Annotated in this window: 20 protein-coding genes and 20 other annotated features; of the genes, 10 read left to right on the top strand and 10 right to left on the bottom strand. The window is 52.6% G+C overall.

Annotated elements, in window-relative coordinates:
• Positions 1–21: 21 nt before the first annotated feature.
• The 7 genes from yeeX to phsA all read right to left on the bottom strand — a co-directional run bounded on the left by yeeX (position 22) and on the right by phsA (position 7,333).
• Positions 22–370 (bottom strand): putative cytoplasmic protein gene (yeeX, locus tag STM2059; RefSeq protein NP_461004.1). Within the gene, positions 22–357 belong to an annotated coding region; the region does not span the whole gene.
• Positions 365–370: a ribosome-binding site (putative RBS for yeeX; RegulonDB:STMS1H002208), on the bottom strand. Its footprint overlaps the gene before it by 6 nt.
• A gap of 231 nt (positions 371–601) precedes the next feature.
• Positions 602–1,673 (bottom strand): putative inner membrane protein gene (yeeA, locus tag STM2060; protein NP_461005.1). Within the gene, positions 602–1,660 belong to an annotated coding region; the region does not span the whole gene.
• Positions 1,668–1,673, bottom strand: a ribosome-binding site (putative RBS for yeeA; RegulonDB:STMS1H002209). Its footprint overlaps the gene before it by 6 nt.
• A 105-nt stretch (positions 1,674–1,778) precedes the next feature.
• The gene (sbmC, locus tag STM2061) for a DNA gyrase inhibitor (RefSeq protein NP_461006.1) occupies positions 1,779–2,257 on the bottom strand. Within the gene, positions 1,779–2,246 belong to an annotated coding region; the region does not span the whole gene.
• Positions 2,252–2,257: a ribosome-binding site (putative RBS for sbmC; RegulonDB:STMS1H002210), on the bottom strand. (Overlaps the previous gene by 6 nt.)
• Positions 2,258–2,398: 141 nt before the next feature.
• Positions 2,399–3,577 (bottom strand): DD-carboxypeptidase gene (gene dacD / locus STM2062; protein ID NP_461007.1). Within the gene, positions 2,399–3,571 belong to an annotated coding region; the region does not span the whole gene.
• Positions 3,572–3,577: a ribosome-binding site (putative RBS for dacD; RegulonDB:STMS1H002211), on the bottom strand. Its footprint overlaps the gene before it by 6 nt.
• A 117-nt stretch (positions 3,578–3,694) precedes the next feature.
• The gene (gene phsC, locus STM2063) for a hydrogen sulfide production membrane anchoring protein (RefSeq protein ID NP_461008.1) occupies positions 3,695–4,473 on the bottom strand. Within the gene, positions 3,695–4,459 belong to an annotated coding region; the region does not span the whole gene.
• The gene (phsB, locus tag STM2064; RefSeq protein NP_461009.1) for a hydrogen sulfide production iron-sulfur subunit occupies positions 4,456–5,042 on the bottom strand. Within the gene, positions 4,456–5,034 belong to an annotated coding region; the region does not span the whole gene. The genes phsC and phsB overlap by 18 nt, the downstream gene beginning before the upstream one ends.
• Positions 4,468–4,473 (bottom strand) — a ribosome-binding site (putative RBS for phsC; RegulonDB:STMS1H002212). It overlaps the preceding gene by 6 nt.
• Positions 5,037–5,042: a ribosome-binding site (putative RBS for phsB; RegulonDB:STMS1H002213), on the bottom strand. It lies within the gene phsB.
• A 6-nt stretch (positions 5,043–5,048) precedes the next feature.
• The gene (gene phsA / locus STM2065; RefSeq protein ID NP_461010.1) for a hydrogen sulfide production membrane anchoring protein occupies positions 5,049–7,333 on the bottom strand. Within the gene, positions 5,049–7,325 belong to an annotated coding region; the region does not span the whole gene.
• Positions 7,328–7,333: a ribosome-binding site (putative RBS for phsA; RegulonDB:STMS1H002214), on the bottom strand. It overlaps the preceding gene by 6 nt.
• Before the next feature lie 599 nt (positions 7,334–7,932).
• Positions 7,933–7,938, top strand: a ribosome-binding site (putative RBS for sopA; RegulonDB:STMS1H002215).
• On the opposite strand from phsA, the gene sopA reads away from it, so the two are divergent.
• Together sopA and sbcB are read left to right on the top strand one after the other, a co-directional pair.
• Positions 7,933–10,292 (top strand): secreted effector protein of Salmonella gene (sopA, locus tag STM2066; protein NP_461011.1). Within the gene, positions 7,944–10,292 belong to an annotated coding region; the region does not span the whole gene. It overlaps the preceding feature by 6 nt.
• A 326-nt stretch (positions 10,293–10,618) precedes the next feature.
• Positions 10,619–10,624: a ribosome-binding site (putative RBS for sbcB; RegulonDB:STMS1H002216), on the top strand.
• Positions 10,619–12,065, top strand: a protein-coding gene (gene sbcB / locus STM2067) for an exonuclease I (protein ID NP_461012.1). Within the gene, positions 10,635–12,065 belong to an annotated coding region; the region does not span the whole gene. (Overlaps the previous feature by 6 nt.)
• A gap of 135 nt (positions 12,066–12,200) precedes the next feature.
• Here the strand turns inward: sbcB and yeeF are convergent.
• The 3 genes from yeeF to yeeZ all read right to left on the bottom strand — a co-directional run bounded on the left by yeeF (position 12,201) and on the right by yeeZ (position 15,642).
• Positions 12,201–13,572 (bottom strand): putative APC family amino acid transport protein gene (gene yeeF / locus STM2068; protein ID NP_461013.1). Within the gene, positions 12,201–13,565 belong to an annotated coding region; the region does not span the whole gene.
• Positions 13,567–13,572 (bottom strand) — a ribosome-binding site (putative RBS for yeeF; RegulonDB:STMS1H002217). (Overlaps the previous gene by 6 nt.)
• Before the next feature lie 272 nt (positions 13,573–13,844).
• Positions 13,845–14,771, bottom strand: a protein-coding gene (gene yeeY / locus STM2069; RefSeq protein ID NP_461014.1) for a putative LysR family transcriptional regulator. Within the gene, positions 13,845–14,759 belong to an annotated coding region; the region does not span the whole gene.
• Positions 14,766–14,771: a ribosome-binding site (putative RBS for yeeY; RegulonDB:STMS1H002218), on the bottom strand. (Overlaps the previous gene by 6 nt.)
• A gap of 33 nt (positions 14,772–14,804) precedes the next feature.
• Positions 14,805–15,642, bottom strand: a protein-coding gene (yeeZ, locus tag STM2070; RefSeq protein NP_461015.1) for a putative dehydratase. Within the gene, positions 14,805–15,629 belong to an annotated coding region; the region does not span the whole gene.
• Positions 15,637–15,642: a ribosome-binding site (putative RBS for yeeZ; RegulonDB:STMS1H002219), on the bottom strand. (Overlaps the previous gene by 6 nt.)
• Positions 15,643–15,976: 334 nt before the next feature.
• Positions 15,977–15,982 (top strand) — a ribosome-binding site (putative RBS for hisG; RegulonDB:STMS1H002220).
• On the opposite strand from yeeZ, the gene hisG reads away from it, so the two are divergent.
• The 8 genes from hisG (at position 15,977) to hisI (ending at position 23,125) form a co-directional block, all read left to right on the top strand.
• The gene (gene hisG, locus STM2071) for an ATP phosphoribosyltransferase (protein NP_461016.1) occupies positions 15,977–16,888 on the top strand. Within the gene, positions 15,989–16,888 belong to an annotated coding region; the region does not span the whole gene. Its footprint overlaps the feature before it by 6 nt.
• 88 nt (positions 16,889–16,976) lie before the next feature.
• Positions 16,977–16,982: a ribosome-binding site (putative RBS for hisD; RegulonDB:STMS1H002221), on the top strand.
• Positions 16,977–18,295 (top strand): histidinal dehydrogenase gene (gene hisD, locus STM2072; protein ID NP_461017.1). Within the gene, positions 16,991–18,295 belong to an annotated coding region; the region does not span the whole gene. It overlaps the preceding feature by 6 nt.
• Positions 18,281–18,286, top strand: a ribosome-binding site (putative RBS for hisC; RegulonDB:STMS1H002222). (Overlaps the previous gene by 6 nt.)
• The gene (gene hisC / locus STM2073; protein NP_461018.1) for a histidinol phosphate aminotransferase occupies positions 18,281–19,371 on the top strand. Within the gene, positions 18,292–19,371 belong to an annotated coding region; the region does not span the whole gene. The genes hisD and hisC overlap by 15 nt, the downstream gene beginning before the upstream one ends.
• Positions 19,357–19,362, top strand: a ribosome-binding site (putative RBS for hisB; RegulonDB:STMS1H002223). It overlaps the preceding gene by 6 nt.
• The gene (gene hisB, locus STM2074; RefSeq protein ID NP_461019.1) for a histidinol-phosphatase occupies positions 19,357–20,435 on the top strand. Within the gene, positions 19,368–20,435 belong to an annotated coding region; the region does not span the whole gene. The genes hisC and hisB overlap by 15 nt, the downstream gene beginning before the upstream one ends.
• Positions 20,422–20,427: a ribosome-binding site (putative RBS for hisH; RegulonDB:STMS1H002224), on the top strand. It overlaps the preceding gene by 6 nt.
• Positions 20,422–21,025, top strand: a protein-coding gene (gene hisH / locus STM2075) for a glutamine amidotransferase (RefSeq protein ID NP_461020.3). Within the gene, positions 20,432–21,025 belong to an annotated coding region; the region does not span the whole gene. The genes hisB and hisH overlap by 14 nt, the downstream gene beginning before the upstream one ends.
• Positions 21,014–21,019: a ribosome-binding site (putative RBS for hisA; RegulonDB:STMS1H002225), on the top strand. (Overlaps the previous gene by 6 nt.)
• The gene (gene hisA / locus STM2076; protein ID NP_461021.1) for an N-(5'-phospho-L-ribosyl-formimino)-5-amino-1-(5'-phosphoribosyl)-4-imidazolecarboxamide isomerase occupies positions 21,014–21,762 on the top strand. Within the gene, positions 21,025–21,762 belong to an annotated coding region; the region does not span the whole gene. The genes hisH and hisA overlap by 12 nt, the downstream gene beginning before the upstream one ends.
• Positions 21,730–21,735 (top strand) — a ribosome-binding site (putative RBS for hisF; RegulonDB:STMS1H002226). Its footprint overlaps the gene before it by 6 nt.
• The gene (gene hisF, locus STM2077) for an imidazole glycerol phosphate synthase (protein NP_461022.1) occupies positions 21,730–22,520 on the top strand. Within the gene, positions 21,744–22,520 belong to an annotated coding region; the region does not span the whole gene. Before hisA ends, hisF begins: the two co-directional genes overlap by 33 nt.
• Positions 22,508–22,513 (top strand) — a ribosome-binding site (putative RBS for hisI; RegulonDB:STMS1H002227). It overlaps the preceding gene by 6 nt.
• Positions 22,508–23,125, top strand: a protein-coding gene (gene hisI, locus STM2078) for a phosphoribosyl-AMP cyclohydrolase (RefSeq protein ID NP_461023.1). Within the gene, positions 22,514–23,125 belong to an annotated coding region; the region does not span the whole gene. The genes hisF and hisI overlap by 13 nt, the downstream gene beginning before the upstream one ends.
• The last annotated feature ends 27 nt before the right edge of the window (positions 23,126–23,152 follow it).

A 23,152-nucleotide genomic window follows, 5' to 3' on the forward strand; every position in this document is an offset into this window, starting at 1 on the left:
CGCTCCCACTGCCGTAGCGCATTATTCGGCTTTTACATCGGCGTGTTTCATTTCGCCCATCGCTTTCAGCTTTTTGGAAATGTCGCGACGCTCTTTGGAGATTTCGGCATTTTTAATGATGTAGTCATCAACGCGATCTTCATAGTCGCTTTTCATACTGGCGATGATACCCTGAATCGCCTCAACGCTCATACCTGGCTTGATGTAGTCGCTCAGGTTGTCCAGCAGCAGCACACGCTTCTGGTTGTCACGGATCTTCTTCTCAATGTCCTGAATTTCACGCTGCAGTTTATTTTTGCGACGGAACAGACGAACAAACTCCAGCACGTCCTGGAAAGAAGGCTTGGTTGTTTCCATTTTTACACCCCTGATAATGTGAGATTCGGATTCGTTAAGCAACTGCTAGTGGATAAACATTACGTTTATCCCCGTCATACTTCAAGCCGCCAGAGGAAACACCGTTACGTCGCCGTCTGGGGAAACCTGAAGGTTCGGGGATAAAATCGTTGCCAGTAGCACTCATTTTATCCTTATATTAGTATCATACTCTTAATCTTTGCTGAATCGAAGCAGCAACAAATTCATTCGCCCCATCTGCTTTTTATTTGCGCAAAGCCCGGCAGATCAAATGTGAAAGCAGTTCCAACTGTCGGGCAGTTTCCATACTTAGCCAAACATAGCCGTGGATAGGGGTTTCAGCCACCGCGTCGCCCTGCTGCTCGTTCATTAGCTGCCGCAACTCGGCAGCAATATCATTCAGTTTACCGGTGTTTGCCAGTACCGGCTGCGGGTTGCCTTCAAACAACGCGTGGGCGATCGTTAGCAAGGTTTGCTGCGTCATCTGCTGGGTTTCACGCAATGTGTGCGCGTTAAGCATCACAAAATGGCTGGCGCGCGTCGCCCAGTGGGCATTGATTTGTAATTCAAGCATACAAACCAGGTTGCGGTTGATGGTCTGAATGGCCTCGAAAATAGATTTTTGTATCCGGGTTTCTTTACTGGCAGGCGTTATCAGCCCGCGCATTTTGACGACATCGTTCAGCAACCGTTGCAAATGTTTATCCAACCGGGGGCGCTCCAGCAAATTCGGCGACAGCGCTGCCTGATACACCCGATTATACGCCGTGACGCAATGCGCCAGTTGGATGCGCCAGTGCAAAAAGGCGCGCTGGGGCCAGATGCCGGTAAACAACATTGCCAGTAGCGACCCCAAAATCACATCCCCGCCACGCCATAATGCCGTATCCATATCACCAGCGGGAGCGCCGACAACAACGGCAAGCGTTATGCCTATCAGTAGCGCCTGATACGGTTTTTTCCCTAAGGCCAGCCAGCCGCACAAAAACATCGCTATCGCACACCACACCAGCATCAGCGGTAAGGAAAAGAGCTCCAGGCGTAGCGCCACCAGCCCTAACGCCGCGCCCAGAATCGTACCGCCTATGCGCTCAAAAGCACGAGGCACTACATTTCCCCAGAATGAGATGGGCCCCATAATCACCACTAACGTGATTAGCGGCCATGTGCCCTCGGGAATAGAAAACAGACGAACCAGCAGAAAGGTAAGAATGAACGCCAGGGCGATACGTATGCCATGCACGATGCGATAATGACGGTACAACCGTATTTCAAAAGGGCTTAATGACTTATCGGCACGCACGCTTGCGCTCCTTACGGGAATGGCAAAAAATGCATTGTACCTGCTTTATAGCAAAAATAGCGCACTGGCGGACGGAACACATTATCCGTCCGCTCTTTTCAGCCAGGAAACCAGTCGATCACTTCCGCTGTACCGGAATATACATTTCAATATCCCAGTATCCATCTTCCATGCCGTTATTCAGATAGGTTTCAAAACAGGGCGCAGAGGCTATCTGATAAGCGCTATCCTGCTCGAGGACATCAAAAAACCGTTCCCACGGCTTCGCAAAGTCACGGTCTTCCACTCGCGCGACAGCAGTGGCATATTCGCCGCCTTCAATGGCGGTCACGATTACGCCTTCGCTATTGTCCGGCAGGATGAAATTCTCTGCCACGGACACCACGGTATCGCAGCGGAGTTTTTCTGCAGGTACGACATCTGGATTGTCGTAATAGACGGCAATCCATTCAACTGGCACGATCCGCTGTCGATCCACCCACGTCATCAGTTGTTCAAAACCCTGCTTCACGGTGTGTTCCCATGGACCGACCATGTGGAAACCGGCTATCTTGCGTTTTTGTTCCTGCCTGATTTCGTAATCCATGCTGCCTCCGTCACTTCACAATGCTGTATGAATGTACAGTATAATTACAGCCTTTTACGGTCACAAGGACAGCGTGATCATTTTGTGAGCAACCTCGCAATCCCGCCCTTTTGACACCTCAGATGACGGTGAACGGTGTGTGTGACAACGGCTTACGCTTTATGCTGAAAATAGTCGCTCAGACGAGAGAACATACCGCCTTTACCCACCGATTCCAGAGTGACCAGCGGCCACTGAGCGATCAGTTTATCCCGATCGTAGAGCTCTATTTCACCTACCTGTTGATGAGCGGCGATTGGCGCCTCCAGCTCTTTTCTATCCAGCACATATTTTGCTTTGATATGCGGAATTTCCGCTTTAGGCAGCGCCATCCAGAAGTCCTGTTCCGTACCCAGCGCAATCTTTTCTTTGTCTCCATACCAGATTCGCTCGCTGCCCACTTTTTTACCGCTGTGCAAAATCTGCACCGTCGCAAAGTTTTGCTGGCCCCACTGCAACAGTTTTCGCGCCTGTTCCTCACGACCTTTCGAACTTTTCGCCCCCATCACAACGGCGATAAGTCGACGCTGCCCGTCCACCGCCGATGCGATAAGATTAAATCCCGCCCCCGATGTGTGTCCGGTTTTAAGCCCATCGATATGCATGGTCTTATCCCATAACAAGCCGTTACGGTTCTGCTGCGTGATGCCGTTCCAGGTCAGGCTTTTCTCGCTGTACATGTGATAAAATTCAGGCTCGCCGTGAATAATCGCCCGGGAGAGTACGGCCAGGTCATACGCGGAGCTATGTTGTCCCGGCGCATCCAGACCGTGGACGGTTTCAAAATGGGTATCCTGTAAATTGAGTTTTTTCACATAGCTGTTCATCATCGCCACAAACTGCGGCTGCCCGCCCGCGATATAATCCGCCAGCGCCACACAGGCATCGTTACCGGAATCCACGATTAAGCCACGGCTTAAATCACGCACCGACACGCGATCCCCTTCTTTTAAAAACATCAACGAGGAGCCGACAAACACCGGATTATCCTTCGCCCAGGCGTCGCGCCCAACTGTGACGATATCGTCAGGGCTGATACGATGACTATCGATGGCGCGATCGACGACGTAGCCCGTCATTAGCTTGGTAAGGCTGGCGGGATTACGTTGCTGGTGTTCATTACCGGCGGTAAGAACCTGTCCCGTAGTGTAATCCATCAACACCCAGGCGCCTGCATCAATGGCTGGCGGTTGGGGAGCAAAACTTACGGCATCGGCCGCAAGCGCAGGAGAAAGGTGCATCGCGAATAAAGAAGCGGCAATAAACAAACGGCGTTTCAACAGCATGTCCTCAGGATGGTCTCTATTTGCCGTTCTTTTTACGGAAGTTCAGTTAAACAAACATGGATAAATTGCAAGAAAATGTGACACAAGGCACATTTTCTTGCTGACATTATTTTATGGATACGCTCAGACGGCGGACTTATCCCCGCGCGGCGCGGTACGATGACGATGATAGCCGTCAACCATGCTACGGAAAATTTGTCCCGGCGTGTCGCCAAGAGTACACAGATAGAGATGCGCGCAAATAAACAGTAAGCCGATGATAGCAAGCGCCATATGCAGCACCAGCATCACAGGGCCCAGACCCGCAACCTGCGGATAGAGACACAGCAAACCGGTGATGATTAACAGCGGTACCAGCGCGTACATAATCGCCAGATATGCCAGTTGTTGCAGTGGATTGAACTTATTCTGCTCTGTTGCCACGAACGGATGCGCTTCCCCTTTCATAATGCCAAAAAGGTAAAAACGCGTCTGGCGTATGCAGCGCGTTACCAGTCCGGAAAAATTTACCCGATAGTGACGCCCGTTACCTGTGGTGAGGTTGATCAGCACAAACCCGACCCAGAAAGCCAGTAAGGCAAAACCACACCAGGTATGCACTTGTACCATTAGCGCTACAGGGCCGAGAGAAAAATGACCAAATAAACCGCTTAACAGTAATAAAACAAACAGTAACGCATTTCCCCAATGCCAGCGGCGAATCGCCAGCGAGTAGAGATAGTCACGATGTTCTTCACCGCCCGCCGTTTTTGGCGCCAGCATCCGGCGCAATAACGCATGGATAACCAGCCCAACAAGCATGAGCAGCACCACGACGCCTGCGTAAATTAACCACAGCGGCCAATAATCTGGCGCATAATGTAGTTCCGCTCCCCAGATAGTATTCATGCTTTACCCTCCTGATGGACTTCTTTACGACGGTACAGACTGACCGCGCCGCTACGCGCCTCCTGCTGGCGATAGACCTCTTTCTGACCGACCCAGCGCTGGATCTCGCTCTCATCCAGTCTGCCGAATTTCAGCGCGTCCGTTGGGCAAACGGATACGCACGCCGGAGACTGGCCAGCCGCCAACCGCGTGTCGGCGCAGAAGTTACACTTGTCGGCGACACCGGTTTGCGGATTCAAATAGCGCACATGGAAAGGACACGCGGCAACACAATAATCGCAGCCAATACAGCGCGATTTATCCACCTGCACGATCCCGTTTTCATCACGATATGACGCTCCGGTAGGACAAACGCTGACACATGGCGCATTTTCACAGTGCTGACAGGAGACGCGGACAAATTGAAAATGGGTTAGTGCGTTGGATGCCTGTTCAGGGGCGCGAATTTGTACCTGTACGCGGCTAAATCCCTCCGGTACGTCATTAAGCACTTTGCAGGCAACGGTACACGCCTGGCAGCCGATACAACGTTTTTCATCATGCAGCATGACGTACTGATTCGTTAAATGATTCATGGTTCCCTCCTCCCTCATGCCCGGCTCAGCGTCACGCCTGCGGTATGCACTACCGTACCGGATACCGGACTCGTCACGTGCGGCAGTAAATTTCCGCAGTGGATACCGTGTGTCGTCGCCGCCGTTTTGGCCCCAGCTTTAGCGCCAAATCCCATATAGACAAAAAGCGTGTCCGGGCGGATACCGGGCGTCACCAGCGCCTTACCTTTCTCTTTACCCGTGGCATTTTCCAGCCAGATCTCATCGCCGGTCTTAATGCCTTTTTCTTGCGCCGTTTGCGGATGAACCCAGACCGCGTTATCCCACATTAGCTCGCTGAGTAAAGGTACGTACTGCGTCGCGCCATTGGTATGCACGGCCACCTTGCCCTGAATGAAGTAAAGCTCATTCTCTTTTTTCAGCGCAAAGTCACGAACGCGCGGAACGCCGTAGCCAGGGAGCAATTCCTCCAGGGTTGCGGAATAAAGTTCGATTTTGCCGGAGGGCGATTTGAAGCGAAGCTGTTCGCCATAGGTGTTGTCACTGTCCGTCGCGATAGCGCCGGGGTAACGCGCCGTAAACTGACGAACGGATTCTGGTTCGCGTAATAGCAGCGGAACGCCCCATTCGAGATACCCTTTCTGTCGCAGTTCCTTCGCTAAGGCATGGTCGCCGTTCAACTGATAGAGTTGGCGCGTCTGCATATCCTGCCACGGATAGTACTGCCCTAATCCCAACTGCTCGCCAAGTTCTTTCCAGATTTGCCAACTCGGACGCGCCTCGCCAATCGGCTCTACGACCTGTTGGCGCAGAGCGTAAGCCGGGTGCAGTCCCGACATATCGGATACCTCTTCGTCCCGTTCGAGATAGGTGCATTCCGGCAGCAGATAGTCGGCATATGCCGCGCTCTCGCTCAAATAGACATCGCAGCTGACCACCAGATCCAGTTGCTCAACGGTTTTTACCAGGTCCGAACGACAGGTGACGGTCTGGAAAGGATTATGCCGCGACATAATCCACGCCTTTATCGGGTAAGGCTTCTGGGTTAACGCCGAGTCAATAATGCTTTGCACCACGCCGCCGCCAGCGGCGATATATTTAAACTGCGGTGCGACCAAATCGATGCGTTGCGCCGTCGGTTTCGGCATATTTTTAATGTTGAGTTTCGCCAGCGTTGGCGCGACCTTTTCTCCGGCCAGTTTATTGTAAACAGACGCGTTTTTTTTCTGATATAGCCCGCCTTCGCGCTCAATATTACCGAGCAGCACATTAAGCGTAAAAATCATACGCCGCATATCGATCTCTTCCTGCGAGAACGTCGCGCGATGACCAGGACTGACAATAGCGTGAGGCGCGCAGGCAGCCAGTTCGCGTGTCACCCGGACAATAACGTCGGCTGGGACATCGGCCTGCGCGGCGGCCCATTCCGGCGTCGTCTCTTTTACCGCCTGTGCTAACTGTTCAAATCCGCTGGTATAACGCTCAACAAAAGACGCATCGTAGAGCTGTTCATCAATCATGACGTGGCACATCGCCAGCAGAACCGCTAAATCCCCCCCGGGACGAATAGCGTGCCACTCATCCGCCTTGCTGGAAAATATCGACAAACGCGGATCGAAGCTCACCATTTTGGCCCCCTTCTCCTGCGCGGTCATTAACTCATGGGTATCGGCAACTTCAATCCCTTCATACAAATTGTGGCCAAACGAAACCAGATAGCGCGTGTTAGCGATATCCATCGCCAGATCGCCGCCCATCATCACTTTTGCCGCAATGGCTTTCCCGGCAGGGCATGTTGAGGCGTGCGTAAAGGTATTAGGCGAACCAAAGGCCGTAGCCAGATGGAAAAGATGGCTGGAGAGCGAGCCCGATTTGGAAGAGAAAGCCACGCTCTCGGGGCCATGCTGCGCTTTGATGGCATTCATTTTCGCCGCGATTTCCTGGTAAGCCTGTTGCCAGCTAATCACCTGCCATTCACCGTCGCCGCGTGGCCCGGTGCGTTTCATAGGTTTTACAATCCGTTGCGGGTCATTGACCAGGCTGACGCCGCTCCCGCCCCTGGCGCATATGCGCGTCCCCTGCTGCGGCGCAGAAGGATTGCCCTGGATAAAAACGGTCTTGTTATTGACTACCTGCGCCTGAATAGGGCAACGAAAGGAACACATTTCGCACAAGCTTGGCGTTAGCGTGGTTTTACCGTTAATGCCGGCAATCGGGTTGCGCGCCAGCGCCCCGGGCGGAAAAGCGCCCAGCGCGCAGGCAGAGCAGCCGATGCCTACCCCCTGCAAAAAAGAACGACGACTAATGCTCATATAACCTCCTGTTATTAGATATAGCTGAAGATTATATTTAATTTGTATTATGAAATGTCGGCTTCAATCACAATTTGAAATAGTTGTTAAAATGAGCATGTCAACACGATAAAACCTTTTATTTTATAAATATTTTACATTTCCTGAACACGCACATGGACTGTCATTGAATAATCAGCAGAATTACCAAACAACCCGCTGTTAATTATAAAAATGATACAATTCCAATAACACGTAATAATATTTAAAAGAAAACGATTATTTCCTGAAAAGCGATTTCACGCGCTTTACGCAGTTCTTTCTCATACGCGCCGGAACGTCCGCCGACGATATCCCGAATGCCGGCGAAAAACGCTGGTTGAGCATCGAAGCGGGTTTACTTTTGCGTGCACACGGGCTTCGTTACCCGACCCGCTCCCTTATGCCTTGATTTTTCCGCAGATACGTCAGCGTCCCACAATACGGTGACATGATGACAGGATGGACACTTTCTGAAAGAAACCTGCCAGATAACATGGTGAATTGTGATCTCCATCGCCATACCGACATATGAAGCTTACTTTTAAGGCGTTAAAAATCCAGACCGTTTTTCCATAATGATGTTGATAAGGAATTCTAATGAAGATATCATCAGGCGCAATTAATTTTTCTACTATTCCTAACCAGGTTAAAAAATTAATTACCTCTATTCGTGAACATACGAAAAACGGGCTCACCTCAAAAATAACCAGTGTTAAAAACACGCATACATCTTTAAATGAAAAATTTAAAACAGGAAAGGACTCACCGATTGAGTTCGCGTTACCACAAAAAATAAAAGACTTCTTTCAGCCGAAAGATAAAAACACCTTAAACAAAACATTGATTACTGTTAAAAATATTAAAGATACAAATAATGCAGGCAAGAAAAATATTTCAGCAGAAGATGTCTCAAAAATGAATGCAGCATTCATGCGTAAGCATATTGCAAATCAAACATGTGATTATAATTACAGAATGACAGGTGCGGCCCCGCTCCCCGGTGGAGTCTCTGTATCAGCCAATAACAGGCCCACGGTTTCTGAAGGTAGAACACCACCAGTATCCCCCTCCCTCTCACTTCAGGCTACCTCTTCCCCGTCATCACCTGCCGACTGGGCTAAGAAACTCACGGATGCAGTTTTACGACAGAAAGCCGGAGAAACCCTTACGGCCGCAGATCGCGATTTTTCAAACGCAGATTTCCGTAATATTACATTCAGCAAAATATTGCCCCCCAGCTTCATGGAGCGAGACGGCGATATTATTAAGGGGTTCAACTTTTCAAATTCAAAATTTACTTATTCTGATATATCTCATTTACATTTTGACGAATGCCGATTCACTTATTCGACACTGAGTGATGTAGTCTGCAGTAATACGAAATTTAGTAATTCAGACATGAATGAAGTGTTTTTACAGTATTCAATTACTACACAACAACAGCCCTCGTTTATTGATACAACATTAAAAAATACGCTTATACGTCACAAAGCCAACCTCTCTGGCGTTATTTTAAATGAACCGGATAATTCATCACCTCCGTCAGTGTCAGGGGGCGGAAATTTTATTCGTCTAGGTGATATCTGGCTGCAAATGCCACTCCTTTGGACTGAGAACGCTGTGGATGGATTTTTAAATCATGAGCACAATAATGGTAAAAGTATTCTGATGACCATTGACAGCCTGCCCGATAAATACAGTCAGGAAAAAGTCCAGGCAATGGAAGACCTGGTTAAGTCATTGCGGGGTGGCCGCTTAACAGAGGCATGTATCCGGCCAGTTGAAAGTTCGCTGGTAAGCGTACTGGCCCACCCCCCCTATACGCAAAGTGCGCTTATCAGCGAGTGGCTCGGGCCTGTTCAGGAACGTTTTTTTGCCCACCAGTGCCAGACCTATAATGACGTTCCCCTGCCGGCTCCTGACACATATTATCAGCAGCGCATACTGCCTGTGTTGCTGGATTCGTTTGACAGGAACAGCGCCGCCATGACCACTCACAGCGGACTCTTTAATCAGGTGATTTTACACTGTATGACAGGCGTGGACTGCACTGATGGCACCCGCCAGAAAGCTGCAGCGCTTTATGAACAGTATCTTGCTCACCCGGCGGTGTCTCCCCACATCCATAATGGGCTCTTCGGCAATTATGATGGCAGCCCGGACTGGACAACCCGCGCTGCAGATAATTTCCTGCTGCTTTCCTCCCAAGATTCAGACACGGCGATGATGCTCTCCACTGACACGCTGTTAACAATGCTAAACCCTACTCCTGACACTGCATGGGACAACTTTTACCTGCTGCGAGCCGGAGAGAACGTTTCCACCGCGCAAATCTCTCCGGTAGAGTTATTCCGTCATGACTTTCCGGTGTTTCTCGCCGCATTTAATCAGCAGGCCACGCAGCGACGCTTTGGGGAGCTGATTGATATCATCCTCAGCACTGAAGAGCACGGGGAGCTGAACCAGCAGTTTCTTGCCGCCACGAACCAGAAACATTCCACCGTGAAGTTGATTGATGATGCCTCAGTGTCGCGTCTGGCCACCATTTTTGACCCCTTGCTTCCTGAAGGCAAACTCAGCCCGGCACACTACCAGCACATCCTCAGTGCTTATCACCTGACGGACGCCACCCCACAGAAGCAGGCGGAAACCCTGTTCTGTCTCAGTACCGCATTCGCACGCTATTCCTCCAGCGCCATTTTCGGCACTGAGCATGACTCTCCGCCGGCCCTGAGAGGCTATGCGGAGGCGCTGATGCAGAAAGCCTGGGAGCTGTCTCCGGCGATATTCCCATCCAGCGAACAGTTTACCGAGTGGTCCGACCGTTTTCACGGCCTCCATGGCGCCTTTACCTGTACCAGCGTTGTGGCGGATAGTATGCAACGTCATGCCAGAAAATATTTCCCGAGTGTTCTGTCATCCATCCTGCCACTGGCCTGGGCGTAGTCCAGCCTCAACCCGCATGGAATTAAGGGACACAGCGTTGTGTCCCTCTGTACATAGACCCGTTTTAGTCCATGCATTTTTTGAGATCCCGGCCAGATTGCCCCTGGCCTAAATTCCATACAGTACTAAATCAGAATCAGTAATTTCAGATGGACCGGAATATGGTTTACCATAGAGGGAGCGTAGTTTAGTGTCGCTGATGATCATTTTAGTATTTTGTACTCACCATCGCATGTACGAACATTAGCAACAATATCAATTGGTGTACAAATACAATCAATCAACGACAAAATAAAAGAATAAAATATTTCATATACATATAACATCAGGCGTGTACATCAAGTGACAGTTAAAAACGACAGCATACAGAGCACATTCCTCTTCCACGATTACGAAACCTTCGGTACGCATCCAGCCCTCGACAGACCTGCGCAATTCGCCGCGCTCCGTACGGATAACGACTTCAACGTTATTGGCGAGCCGGAGGTGTTTTATTGCAAACCCGCCGATGATTATCTACCGCAGCCCGGCGCGGTGCTGATTACCGGCATCACGCCGCAGGAAGCGCGTGAGAAAGGAGAAAACGAAGCCGCTTTCGCCAGACGCATTCATGCGCTGTTCACCGTTCCTAAAACCTGCGTTGTGGGCTACAACAATGTGCGCTTTGATGATGAAGTCACGCGCAATATTTTTTATCGCAACTTTTACGATCCCTACGCCTGGAGCTGGCAGCATGATAATTCACGTTGGGATCTATTGGATGTCATGCGCGCCTGTTATGCGCTGCGCCCGGAGGGAATTAACTGGCCGGAAAACGACGACGGCCTGCCCAGCTTTCGTCTGGAACATTTAACCCGGGCGAACGGGATCGAACACAGCAACGCGCATGATGCGATGGCGGATGTCTACGCCACTATTGCGATGGCGCAACTGGTGAAAACACGCCAGCCGCGGCTGTTTGATTATCTTTATAGCCACCGCAGTAAACATAAACTGGCGGCGCTGATTGACGTTCCGCAAATGAAGCCGCTGGTGCATGTCTCCGGCATGTTTGGCGCGTGGCGCGGTAATACAAGCTGGGTCGCGCCGCTGGCGTGGCATCCTGAAAACCGTAACGCGGTGATCATGGTCGATTTAGCAGGCGATATTTCTCCTCTTCTTGAGCTGGACAGCGATACCCTTCGCGAGCGGCTTTATACGGCCAAAGCCGATCTTGGCGATCACGCCGCAGTGCCGGTAAAGCTGGTGCATATCAATAAATGTCCGGTACTGGCGCAGGCGAATACCTTGCGCCCGGAGGATGCCGACCGGCTGGGAATTAACCGCCAGCACTGCCTGGATAACCTGAAAGTGCTGCGTGAAAACCCGCAGGTCCGCGACAAAGTGGTGGCGATTTTCGCCGAAGCCGAACCTTTTGCCGCCTCGGATAACGTTGATGCCCAGCTCTATGATGGTTTTTTCAGCGATGCCGATCGCGCAGCCATGAAAATCGTACTCGAAACCGAGCCGCGTAACCTGCCCGCGCTGGATATTACCTTTGTCGATAAGCGCATTGAGAAGCTGCTGTTTAATTACCGCGCACGCAATTTTCCCGGTACGCTGGATGACGCAGAGCAGCAGCGCTGGCTGGAGCATCGCCGTCAGGTGCTGACGCCGGAGTTTTTACAACAGTATGCCAATGAATTGCAGATGCTTTCTCAGCAGTATGCGGAAGATAAAACGAAGCTGGGGTTGCTGAAATCACTGTGGCAGTACGCAACCGAGATTGTGTAATTGACCAATGCCTGACGGGCATTGTTAATCCAGAGCGGATAAATAGTGACGCCGCCATCCGGTAAACATGCTGGATGACAAACAAAAAACCGGAGGCACTGCCTCCGGTTTTACTATTGCCGATAATACGCGCGATTACGCGACGTCTTCGTACTGTGGAACCGGGTTGCGGAAGCTTTTAGTTACGCACGCCAGATAAATCAGCCCGATACCCGCCCAGATCAGGCCCAGTACCATTGAGCTCTCTTCCAGGTTAACCCACAACGCACCAACCGTGAGCGCGCCGCACATCGGCAGGAACAGATACTGGAAGTGATCTTTCAACGTTTTATTACGCTTCTCACGGATCCAGAACTGCGAAATCACCGACAGGTTAACAAAGGTAAACGCGACCAGCGCACCAAAGTTAATCAGCGCTGTCGCCATCACCAGGTCAAAATTAATCGCCAGCAGCGCGATCGCCCCGACCAGGATGATGTTCATCGCTGGCGTACGCCATTTCGGATGAACGTAACCGAAGAAGCTTTTCGGGAATACGCCGTCGCGCCCCATTACGTACATCAGGCGCGCTACGCCTGCATGCGCAGCCATACCGGAAGCCAGCACGGTGATAGTAGAGAAGATCAGCGCGCCCACCTGGAAGGTTTTACCCGCCACGTACAGCATGATTTCCGGCTGAGACGCATCCGGATCTTTAAAGCGAGAGATATCCGGGAAGTACAATTGCAGGAAATAGGTTGCAAAGATGAAGATCAGGCCGCCAATCAGCGCGGTCAGGAAAATCGCACGCGGGATCACGCGCTCAGCATCTTTGGTCTCTTCCGACAGGTTACTGATGCCGTCAAAGCCGGTAAAGGAGAAGCACAGGATCGTCGCTCCCGTAATCATCGGGATAACGTGCGCATCGCCGGACCAGAACGGACGGGTGCTCGCCAGCGTACCGGCGCCTTCGCCTTCAAATACGCCATAAACCACCATGCCCAGAATGACCGCAATCAGCACCACCTGTAGCACTACAATCACGGTGTTGAAGTTAGCGACCGATTTGAGGCTGCGCAGGTTAAAGGCCGTCATAAAGGCCACCAGCGCCACAACAAACACCCATGACGGAATGGAGGGCACCAGCGCTTCAAAATAAATTTTCGCCAACAGAATGTTGATCATCGGCGCGAACAGATAATCGAGCAGAGAAGACCAACCCACCATAAAGCCAACGGTCGGGCTGATGGATTTCTGGGCATAGGTATACGCCGAACCCGCGGAAGGGTAGCGACGCACCAGTTTCCCGTAGCTCAACGCCGTAAACAGAATCGCGATTAACGCGAATGCATACGCCGTCGGTACGTGACCGTCAGTGAGGCCTGAAACGATACCAAATGTATCGAACAGCGTCATCGGCTGCATATAGGCAAGACCCATCATTACAACCGGAACTAACGTAAGCGTTTTACGTAATTCCACGCGAGAGGTGTTTGGAGTAACGTTATGCGACATGGTCATTCTCCTTTACGGCGAATGCCGTCGCGTAAGCAAAAAATTGCCCCATTTTCTGGATTCCTCAGCGACAACAACTGTCGATTTTTAAGTAAGTATCTATCCGGTACGAAGCCCGGCCTCTTGGTATTGAATGATGTGTTTGAAGCAAAAAAATAACCGACGCGTATTAAAACGTCGGTTAGTGTCATTTTTTGCAAGCGGCGTATTCTGCCCTAAATTGAAGTGAAATGACAAGAGAATGCGAGCGCGTTCAAAAAATTATTTTTCATAAGCGATTGATTTTTAAACCGGCGATTTTGCATACACCCCAGCAATAGCATTATTTGCTAAAATTTCATCCCGCCACCAGCCACTGGCCAGCCCGGCGGTCTGTTCATTCCAGCCAACCCACACCGGTTCATAGACGATTTGCGCCACAACTTTCTTCTCTATAAGCGCGCCGCTTTCCAAAAATCGCTGCGCCAGATAACGCGGTAAATAGCCGCATCCCAGGCCGCTAATTTGCAGCTCCAGCTTGGTTTTAAAATCAAACACGGTAATCGCTTCCTGAGCGTCGAGCAGTTCAGACCCTATTGATCGCGAGGAATGGACGCTATCGCCAACCACAATCGCACGAAAACGTTTGATCGTCTGGCGGCTAAGCGGTTCCTCTTCATGAACCAGCGGATGATGAGGGGCGACGGCAAACACCAGTTCAAGGTCGCCCAGTCTTGCAAAGCCAAAGCCGGTGTCAGGCGGCGGCGCGCGCATGGCGCCAACAATAATATCCGCCCTTCCCTGCGTCAGCGTCTCCCATGAACCGCCGAGAACGCCATTAACAAATTTAAGGCGCGTTACGCTGTGGCGTTGATAAAAAGCGTCGATAAGCGGGGCCAGAAGAGAAAAGGGAAAGGTATCATCCACACCGATGACCAGTTCGTTCTCCCAGCCTTCATGCAGTTTAATCGCCTGCTTTTCCAGCTCGCGAACGGTGTGCAGCACTTCACGGCCTTTTTCCAGTAGCATCTTACCGGTTCGCGTAAATCGCGCGCGATGCCCGCTACGGTCGAGCAGTTGGATATTAAGATCGTTTTCCAGCTTATGAACGGTATAACTGAGGGCGGACGGCGTTTTAAATAATTTTGCCGACGCCGCCGCGAAGCTGCCTTCTTTTTCTAACGCATCAAGAATAATCAGAACGTCCAGCAGTGGTTTCATACTCGTCCCCTTGCGCTATATGGCGACCACCTGCTGGACAGCGACTCACTCCATCGGCATCACCAACGGATCGGGATATTGATATTCAAATCCCAGCTCATTACAAATCCGGCTACCGTCGATAATCTTCCCTTTGCCGTTGTCCGGTGCGTCACGAAAATGCGGCGGCGCCATTCCCAGCAAGCGCGTCATTTGCGGATAAAACACGTTGCGGGCTGGATGCGCCGGCGCACATATATTATAGATGTGCCCTCCTTTCGGCGCCTGTAGCAAGAGGGTAATTGCGCCAACCACGTCTTCAAGATGCACCAGATTGACCCCGTGTTGACCATCCGGCGCGGTTTTTCCGGCAAAGAAACGTCCGGGATGGCGCCCAGGCCCGACCAACCCCGCCAGCCGCAGAATATCCACTGACGTGCCCGGCAGATTATGCAGCCAATCTTCCAGTTCCTTCAGGGTACGCCCGCTGGCCGTGACCGGATTACGCGGCGTATTCTCTTTCACCACGCCTTGCGCATCGCCGTAAACAGACGTCGAACTGGTAAAAATAATACGCGGGATACGATAAGCCAGCGCGCTGTCGACCAGCTCCTGCATCGCCTGCAGATAAAAATCCTCTCCCGGACCGCTACGGCGCGCGGGCAGTGTTATCACCAGCGCATCGACATCCAGCAGAGCGTCAAGATCGTCCGCCTCACAGACCAACTCCGGCTCCAGACGCAGCGGATAGCTTTCAATTCCACTCATACGGGCCGCTTCCACCCCGTCAAGGGTGGTTTTGCTGCCGGTAACCTGCCAGCCTCTCGCTGCCAGCGACATTGCCAGCGGCATGCCTAACCAACCTAAACCGACAATTGCGACCTTTTTCATCCATTTTCTCCTGACTTTAACGCCTTATACATAAGGCTACGCCAGCCCGCCGTGACTGACAATTCATACTATAAATGCGAAATGAAAAAAGCGCTTGCTTTAAGGCGTAAAAGTGGTTTAGGTTAAAAGGTATCAAATGAATAAGCATTCATCGGAATTTTTATGACACGCGTTCAATTTAAACACCACCATCATCACCATCATCCTGACTAGTCTTTCAGGCGATGTGTGCTGGAAGACATTCAGATCTTCCAGTGGTGCATGAACGCATGAGAAAGCCCCCGGAAGATCATCTTCCGGGGGCTTTTTTTTTGGCGCGCGATACAGACCGGTTCAGACAGGATAAAGAGGAACGCAGAATGTTAGACAACACCCGCTTACGCATAGCTATTCAGAAATCAGGCCGTTTAAGCGATGATTCACGAGAATTGCTGGCCCGCTGCGGCATAAAAATTAATTTACACACTCAGCGCCTGATTGCGATGGCGGAAAACATGCCGATTGATATCCTGCGCGTGCGTGATGATGACATTCCGGGTCTGGTAATGGATGGCGTGGTCGATCTCGGTATTATCGGCGAAAACGTGCTGGAAGAAGAGCTACTCAACCGCCGCGCACAGGGCGAAGATCCACGCTATTTAACCCTGCGCCGTCTTGACTTCGGCGGCTGCCGTTTATCGCTGGCAACACCGGTTGACGAAGCCTGGGACGGCCCGGCCGCGCTGGACGGTAAACGTATCGCTACCTCATATCCGCACCTCCTCAAACGCTACCTCGACCAGAAAGGCGTCTCTTTTAAATCGTGTCTGTTAAATGGTTCTGTCGAAGTCGCGCCGCGCGCGGGGCTGGCCGACGCTATCTGCGATTTGGTCTCTACCGGCGCGACGCTTGAAGCTAACGGCCTGCGTGAAGTCGAAGTTATCTACCGCTCTAAAGCCTGTCTGATTCAGCGCGACGGTGAGATGGCACAGAGCAAGCAAGAGCTGATCGATAAATTGCTGACCCGTATTCAGGGCGTGATTCAGGCGCGCGAATCGAAATACATCATGATGCACGCGCCAAGTGAACGCCTGGAAGAGGTTATCGCCCTGCTGCCAGGCGCCGAAAGGCCGACAATTCTGCCGCTGGCAGGCGAGCAACAGCGCGTGGCGATGCACATGGTCAGCAGCGAAACGTTGTTCTGGGAAACCATGGAGAAACTGAAAGCGCTTGGCGCCAGCTCGATTCTGGTACTGCCGATCGAGAAGATGATGGAGTGATCTGACGCCTGATGGCGCTGCGCTTATCAGGCCTACGTAATGCGTTGATATTTTGGGTTCTGTAGGCCGGATAAGGCGGAACCCTGTGATGGAGTAAAGACCATGAGCTTCAATACCCTGATTGACTGGAACAGCTGTAGCCCTGAACAGCAGCGTGCGCTGCTGACGCGTCCGGCGATTTCCGCCTCTGACAGTATTACCCGGACGGTCAGCGATATTCTGGATAATGTAAAAACGCGCGGTGACGATGCCCTGCGTGAATACAGCGCTAAATTTGATAAAACAGAAGTGACAGCGCTACGCGTCACCCCTGAAGAGATCGCCGCCGCCGGCGCGCGTCTGAGCGACGAATTAAAACAGGCGATGACCGCTGCCGTCAAAAATATTGAAACGTTCCATTCCGCGCAGACGCTACCGCCTGTAGATGTGGAAACCCAGCCAGGCGTGCGTTGCCAGCAGGTTACGCGTCCCGTCTCGTCTGTCGGTCTGTATATTCCCGGCGGCTCGGCTCCGCTCTTCTCAACGGTGCTGATGCTGGCGACGCCGGCGCGCATTGCGGGATGCCAGAAGGTGGTTCTGTGCTCGCCGCCGCCCATCGCTGATGAAATCCTCTATGCGGCGCAACTGTGTGGCGTGCAGGAAATCTTTAACGTCGGCGGCGCGCAGGCGATTGCCGCTCTGGCCTTCGGCAGCGAGTCCGTACCGAAAGTGGATAAAATTTTTGGCCCCGGCAACGCCTTTGTAACCGAAGCCAAACGTCAGGTCAGCCAGCGTCTCGACGGCGCGGCTATCGATATGCCAGCCGGGCCGTCTGAAGTACTGGTGATCGCAGACAGCGGCGCAACACCGGATTTCGTCGCTTCTGACCTGCTCTCCCAGGCTGAGCACGGCCCGGATTCCCAGGTGATCCTGCTGACGCCTGATGCTGACATTGCCCGCAAGGTGGCGGAGGCGGTAGAACGTCAACTGGCGGAACTGCCGCGCGCGGACACCGCCCGGCAGGCCCTGAGCGCCAGTCGTCTGATTGTGACCAAAGATTTAGCGCAGTGCGTCGCCATCTCTAATCAGTATGGGCCGGAACACTTAATCATCCAGACGCGCAATGCGCGCGATTTGGTGGATGCGATTACCAGCGCAGGCTCGGTATTTCTCGGCGACTGGTCGCCGGAATCCGCCGGTGATTACGCTTCCGGAACCAACCATGTTTTACCGACCTATGGCTATACTGCTACCTGTTCCAGCCTTGGGTTAGCGGATTTCCAGAAACGGATGACCGTTCAGGAACTGTCGAAAGCGGGCTTTTCCGCTCTGGCATCAACCATTGAAACATTGGCGGCGGCAGAACGTCTGACCGCCCATAAAAATGCCGTGACCCTGCGCGTAAACGCCCTCAAGGAGCAAGCATGAGCACTGAAAACACTCTCAGCGTCGCTGACTTAGCCCGTGAAAATGTCCGCAACCTGGTACCGTATCAGTCTGCCCGCCGTCTGGGCGGTAACGGCGATGTCTGGCTGAACGCGAATGAATTCCCGACAGCGGTGGAGTTTCAGCTCACCCAACAAACGCTTAACCGCTACCCGGAATGCCAGCCAAAGGCCGTGATTGAAAACTACGCGCAATATGCTGGCGTAAAGCCGGAGCAGGTGCTGGTCAGCCGCGGCGCGGATGAAGGGATCGAGCTGGTGATCCGCGCCTTCTGTGAACCGGGGAAAGACGCCATTCTCTACTGTCCGCCCACTTACGGTATGTACAGCGTCAGCGCCGAAACCATTGGCGTAGAGCGCCGGACGGTTCCCGCGCTTGAAAACTGGCAGCTGGATCTACAGGGGATTTCCGACAACCTTGACGGCACAAAAGTGGTGTTCGTTTGTAGCCCCAATAATCCTACCGGACAACTTATCAACCCGCAGGATCTGCGCACGCTGCTGGAGTTGACACGCGGTAAAGCGATAGTCGTCGCCGACGAAGCTTATATTGAGTTTTGCCCGCAGGCCACGCTGACAGGCTGGCTGGTTGAATATCCTCATCTGGTTATCCTGCGCACATTGTCGAAAGCTTTTGCGCTGGCGGGTCTGCGCTGCGGCTTTACACTGGCTAATGAAGAGGTGATCAACCTGCTGTTAAAAGTGATCGCCCCTTATCCGCTTTCTACGCCAGTGGCGGATATCGCCGCCCAGGCGCTGTGCCCGCAGGGAATAAACGCAATGCGCGATCGCGTGGCGCAGACAGTGCAGGAACGTCAGTATCTGGTGAATGCCCTGCAACAGACCGCCTGCGTAGAACACGTCTTTGACTCTGAAACCAACTATATTCTGGCGCGGTTTACCGCCTCCAGCAGCGTGTTTAAATCCTTATGGGATCAGGGCATTATCTTACGCGATCAGAATAAACAACCTTCTTTAAGCGGCTGCCTGCGGATTACGGTCGGCACCCGCCAGGAAAACCAGCGCGTCATTGACGCCTTACGTGCGGAGCCAGTATGAGTCAGAAGTATCTTTTCATCGACCGGGACGGAACCTTAATTTCCGAACCGCCGAGCGATTTTCAGGTAGACCGCTTTGATAAACTGGCCTTTGAGCCAGAGGTGATTCCCGTATTGCTGAAGCTGCAAAAAGCCGGTTTTAAGCTGGTGATGATCACTAACCAGGATGGACTTGGCACGCAAAGCTTCCCGCAGGCGGACTTCGACGGACCGCACAACCTGATGATGCAGATTTTCACCTCTCAGGGCGTATGCTTTGATGAGGTGCTGATCTGCCCTCACCTGCCCGCAGACGACTGCGACTGCCGCAAGCCCAAAGTGAAGCTGGTGGAGCGTTATCTTGCGGAACAAGCGATGGATAGCGCCAACAGCTATGTGATTGGCGATCGTGCGACCGATATCCAGCTCGCTGATAACATGGGCATTACTGGTTTACGCTATCACCGTGAAACGCTGAACTGGACGATGATTGGCGAACAGCTAACGAAACGCGATCGTTATGCGCATGTGGTCCGCAACACCAAAGAAACACAGATTGATGTCAGCGTCTGGCTGGATCGCGAAGGCAACAGCAAGATTAATACCGGCGTCGGCTTCTTTGACCATATGCTCGATCAAATCGCCACCCACGGCGGCTTTCGCATGGAGATTACCGTTAAGGGCGATCTCTATATCGACGATCACCACACGGTAGAAGATACCGGACTGGCGCTCGGTGAGGCATTAAAACTGGCACTCGGCGACAAGCGCGGTATCTGCCGTTTTGGCTTTGTACTACCGATGGATGAATGTCTGGCGCGCTGCGCGCTGGATATTTCCGGTCGTCCGCATCTGGAATATAAAGCTGAATTTACCTACCAGCGTGTGGGCGATTTGAGCACAGAGATGATTGAACACTTTTTCCGCTCACTCTCTTACACGATGGGCGTCACTCTGCATCTCAAGACTAAAGGTAAGAACGATCACCACCGTGTCGAAAGTTTGTTTAAAGCCTTTGGTCGGACGCTACGCCAGGCTATTCGCGTGGAGGGCGATACATTACCGTCCTCGAAAGGAGTGCTGTGATGAACGTCGTCATCCTTGACACCGGCTGCGCCAATTTAAGCTCGGTAAAATCCGCCGTGGCGCGCCACGGTTACACCCCGGTGGTCAGCCGCGAAGCGGAAATCGTATTACGCGCTGACAAACTCTTTCTGCCCGGCGTCGGCACGGCGCAGGCCGCTATGGATCAACTGCGCGAACGTGAACTGATCGACTTAATTAAAGCGTGTACTCAGCCGGTACTGGGTATCTGCTTAGGGATGCAACTGCTGGGTCGTCGCAGCGAAGAGACGCGCGGCGTGGATCTGCTGAACATTATCGAACAAGACGTGCCGAAAATGACCGACTTTGGTCTGCCGCTGCCGCACATGGGCTGGAATCGCGTGTATCCGCAGGCGGGCAACCGGCTGTTTCAGGGCATTGAAGATGGCGCCTATTTTTACTTTGTTCACAGCTACGCGATGCCGGTCAACCCGTGGACTATCGCCCAGTGCAATTACGGCGAGCCGTTTACCGCGGCGGTACAGAAAGATAATTTCTTCGGCGTACAGTTCCACCCGGAACGTTCGGGCGCGGCGGGCGCACAGTTGCTGAAAAACTTCCTGGAGATGTAATGATTATTCCGGCATTAGATTTAATTGACGGCACCGTGGTGCGTCTCCACCAGGGTGACTACGCCCGGCAGCGGGATTACGGTAACGATCCCCTGCCCCGTTTGCAGGATTACGCCGCCCAGGGCGCCGGGGTGCTGCATCTGGTAGATCTGACCGGCGCTAAAGATCCGGCTAAGCGACAGATACCGCTGATTAAAACCCTGGTCGCGGGCGTGAACGTGCCTGTTCAGGTCGGCGGCGGCGTGCGTACCGAAGAAGACGTTGCGGCATTACTGAAAGCTGGCGTTGCCCGTGTGGTCATCGGTTCAACGGCGGTGAAATCCCCTGACGTGGTGAAAGGCTGGTTTGAACGTTTTGGCGCGCAGGCGCTGGTACTGGCGCTAGACGTTCGCATAGACGAACACGGCACCAAGCAGGTGGCGGTTAGCGGCTGGCAGGAAAATTCCGGTGTCTCGCTGGAACAACTGGTGGAGACCTATCTCCCCGTCGGCCTGAAACATGTACTGTGTACCGATATTTCTCGCGACGGCACGCTGGCGGGCTCTAACGTTTCGCTGTACGAAGAGGTATGCGCCAGATATCCGCAGATCGCCTTTCAATCCTCCGGCGGTATTGGCGATATCGATGATATTGCCGCCCTGCGCGGCACCGGCGTGCGCGGCGTGATTGTCGGACGCGCGCTGTTGGAAGGGAAATTTACCGTTAAGGAGGCCATCCAATGCTGGCAAAACGTATAATTCCGTGTCTGGATGTTCGTGATGGTCAGGTGGTGAAAGGCGTACAGTTTCGCAACCATGAGATCATTGGCGATATCGTTCCGCTGGCCAAACGCTATGCCGACGAAGGCGCGGACGAACTGGTGTTCTATGACATTACCGCCTCCAGCGATGGTCGCGTAGTCGATAAAAGCTGGGTGGCGCGCGTTGCCGAGGTGATCGACATTCCGTTTTGTGTAGCGGGCGGCATCCGGTCAATTGACGACGCCGCCAAAATTCTTTCTTTCGGGGCGGATAAGATCTCTATCAACTCCCCGGCGCTGGCTGACCCAACGCTGATTACCCGTCTGGCTGACCGTTTTGGCGTACAGTGTATTGTCGTCGGGATTGATACCTGGTTTGACGACGCCACGGGGAAATACCATGTTAACCAGTATACCGGCGATGAAAACCGTACCCGCGTGACGCAGTGGGAGACGCTGGACTGGGTGCAAGAGGTACAACAGCGCGGCGCGGGGGAAATCGTCCTGAATATGATGAACCAGGACGGCGTGCGTAACGGTTACGATCTGACGCAGTTGAAAAAAGTCCGTGACGTTTGCCGCGTGCCGCTGATCGCCTCCGGCGGCGCGGGCACGATGGAACACTTTCTTGAGGCATTCCGTGATGCCGATGTCGACGGCGCGCTTGCCGCCTCCGTTTTTCACAAGCAAATCATCAATATTGGCGAATTAAAAGCGTACCTGGCAGGCCAGGGCGTGGAGATCAGGATATGTTAACAGAGCAACAACGCCGCGAGCTGGACTGGGAAAAAACCGATGGCCTGATGCCAGCCATCGTGCAACATGCGGTATCCGGCGAAGTATTGATGCTGGGCTATATGAACCCACAAGCGCTGGACAAAACCATTGAATCCGGCCATGTCACGTTCTTCTCACGCACGAAACAGCGTTTATGGACCAAAGGCGAAACCTCAGGCCATGTGCTGAATGTCGTCAGCATTGCGCCAGATTGCGACAACGATACACTGCTGGTGCTGGCAAACCCTGTCGGGCCGACCTGCCACAAAGGTACCAGCAGCTGCTTTGGCGACGCCAGCCATCAGTGGTTATTCCTGTATCAACTGGAGCAGCTACTGGCAGAGCGCAAAACCGCCGATCCGACCAGCTCTTACACGGCGAAACTGTACGCCAGCGGTACCAAACGTATTGCGCAAAAAGTTGGCGAAGAAGGTGTGGAAACCGCGCTGGCGGCCACCGTCAATGATCGTTTTGAATTAACCAATGAAGCGTCTGATTTGATGTACCACCTGCTGGTGCTGTTGCAGGATCAGGATCTCAACCTCACCACCGTGATCGACAATCTTCGTAAGCGTCATCAATAAGCGTAAAAAAACCGGGCAATGCCCGGT

The sequence above is a fragment of the Salmonella enterica subsp. enterica serovar Typhimurium str. LT2 genome (genome assembly GCF_000006945.2).
GTDB classification, from domain to species: domain Bacteria; phylum Pseudomonadota; class Gammaproteobacteria; order Enterobacterales; family Enterobacteriaceae; genus Salmonella; species Salmonella enterica.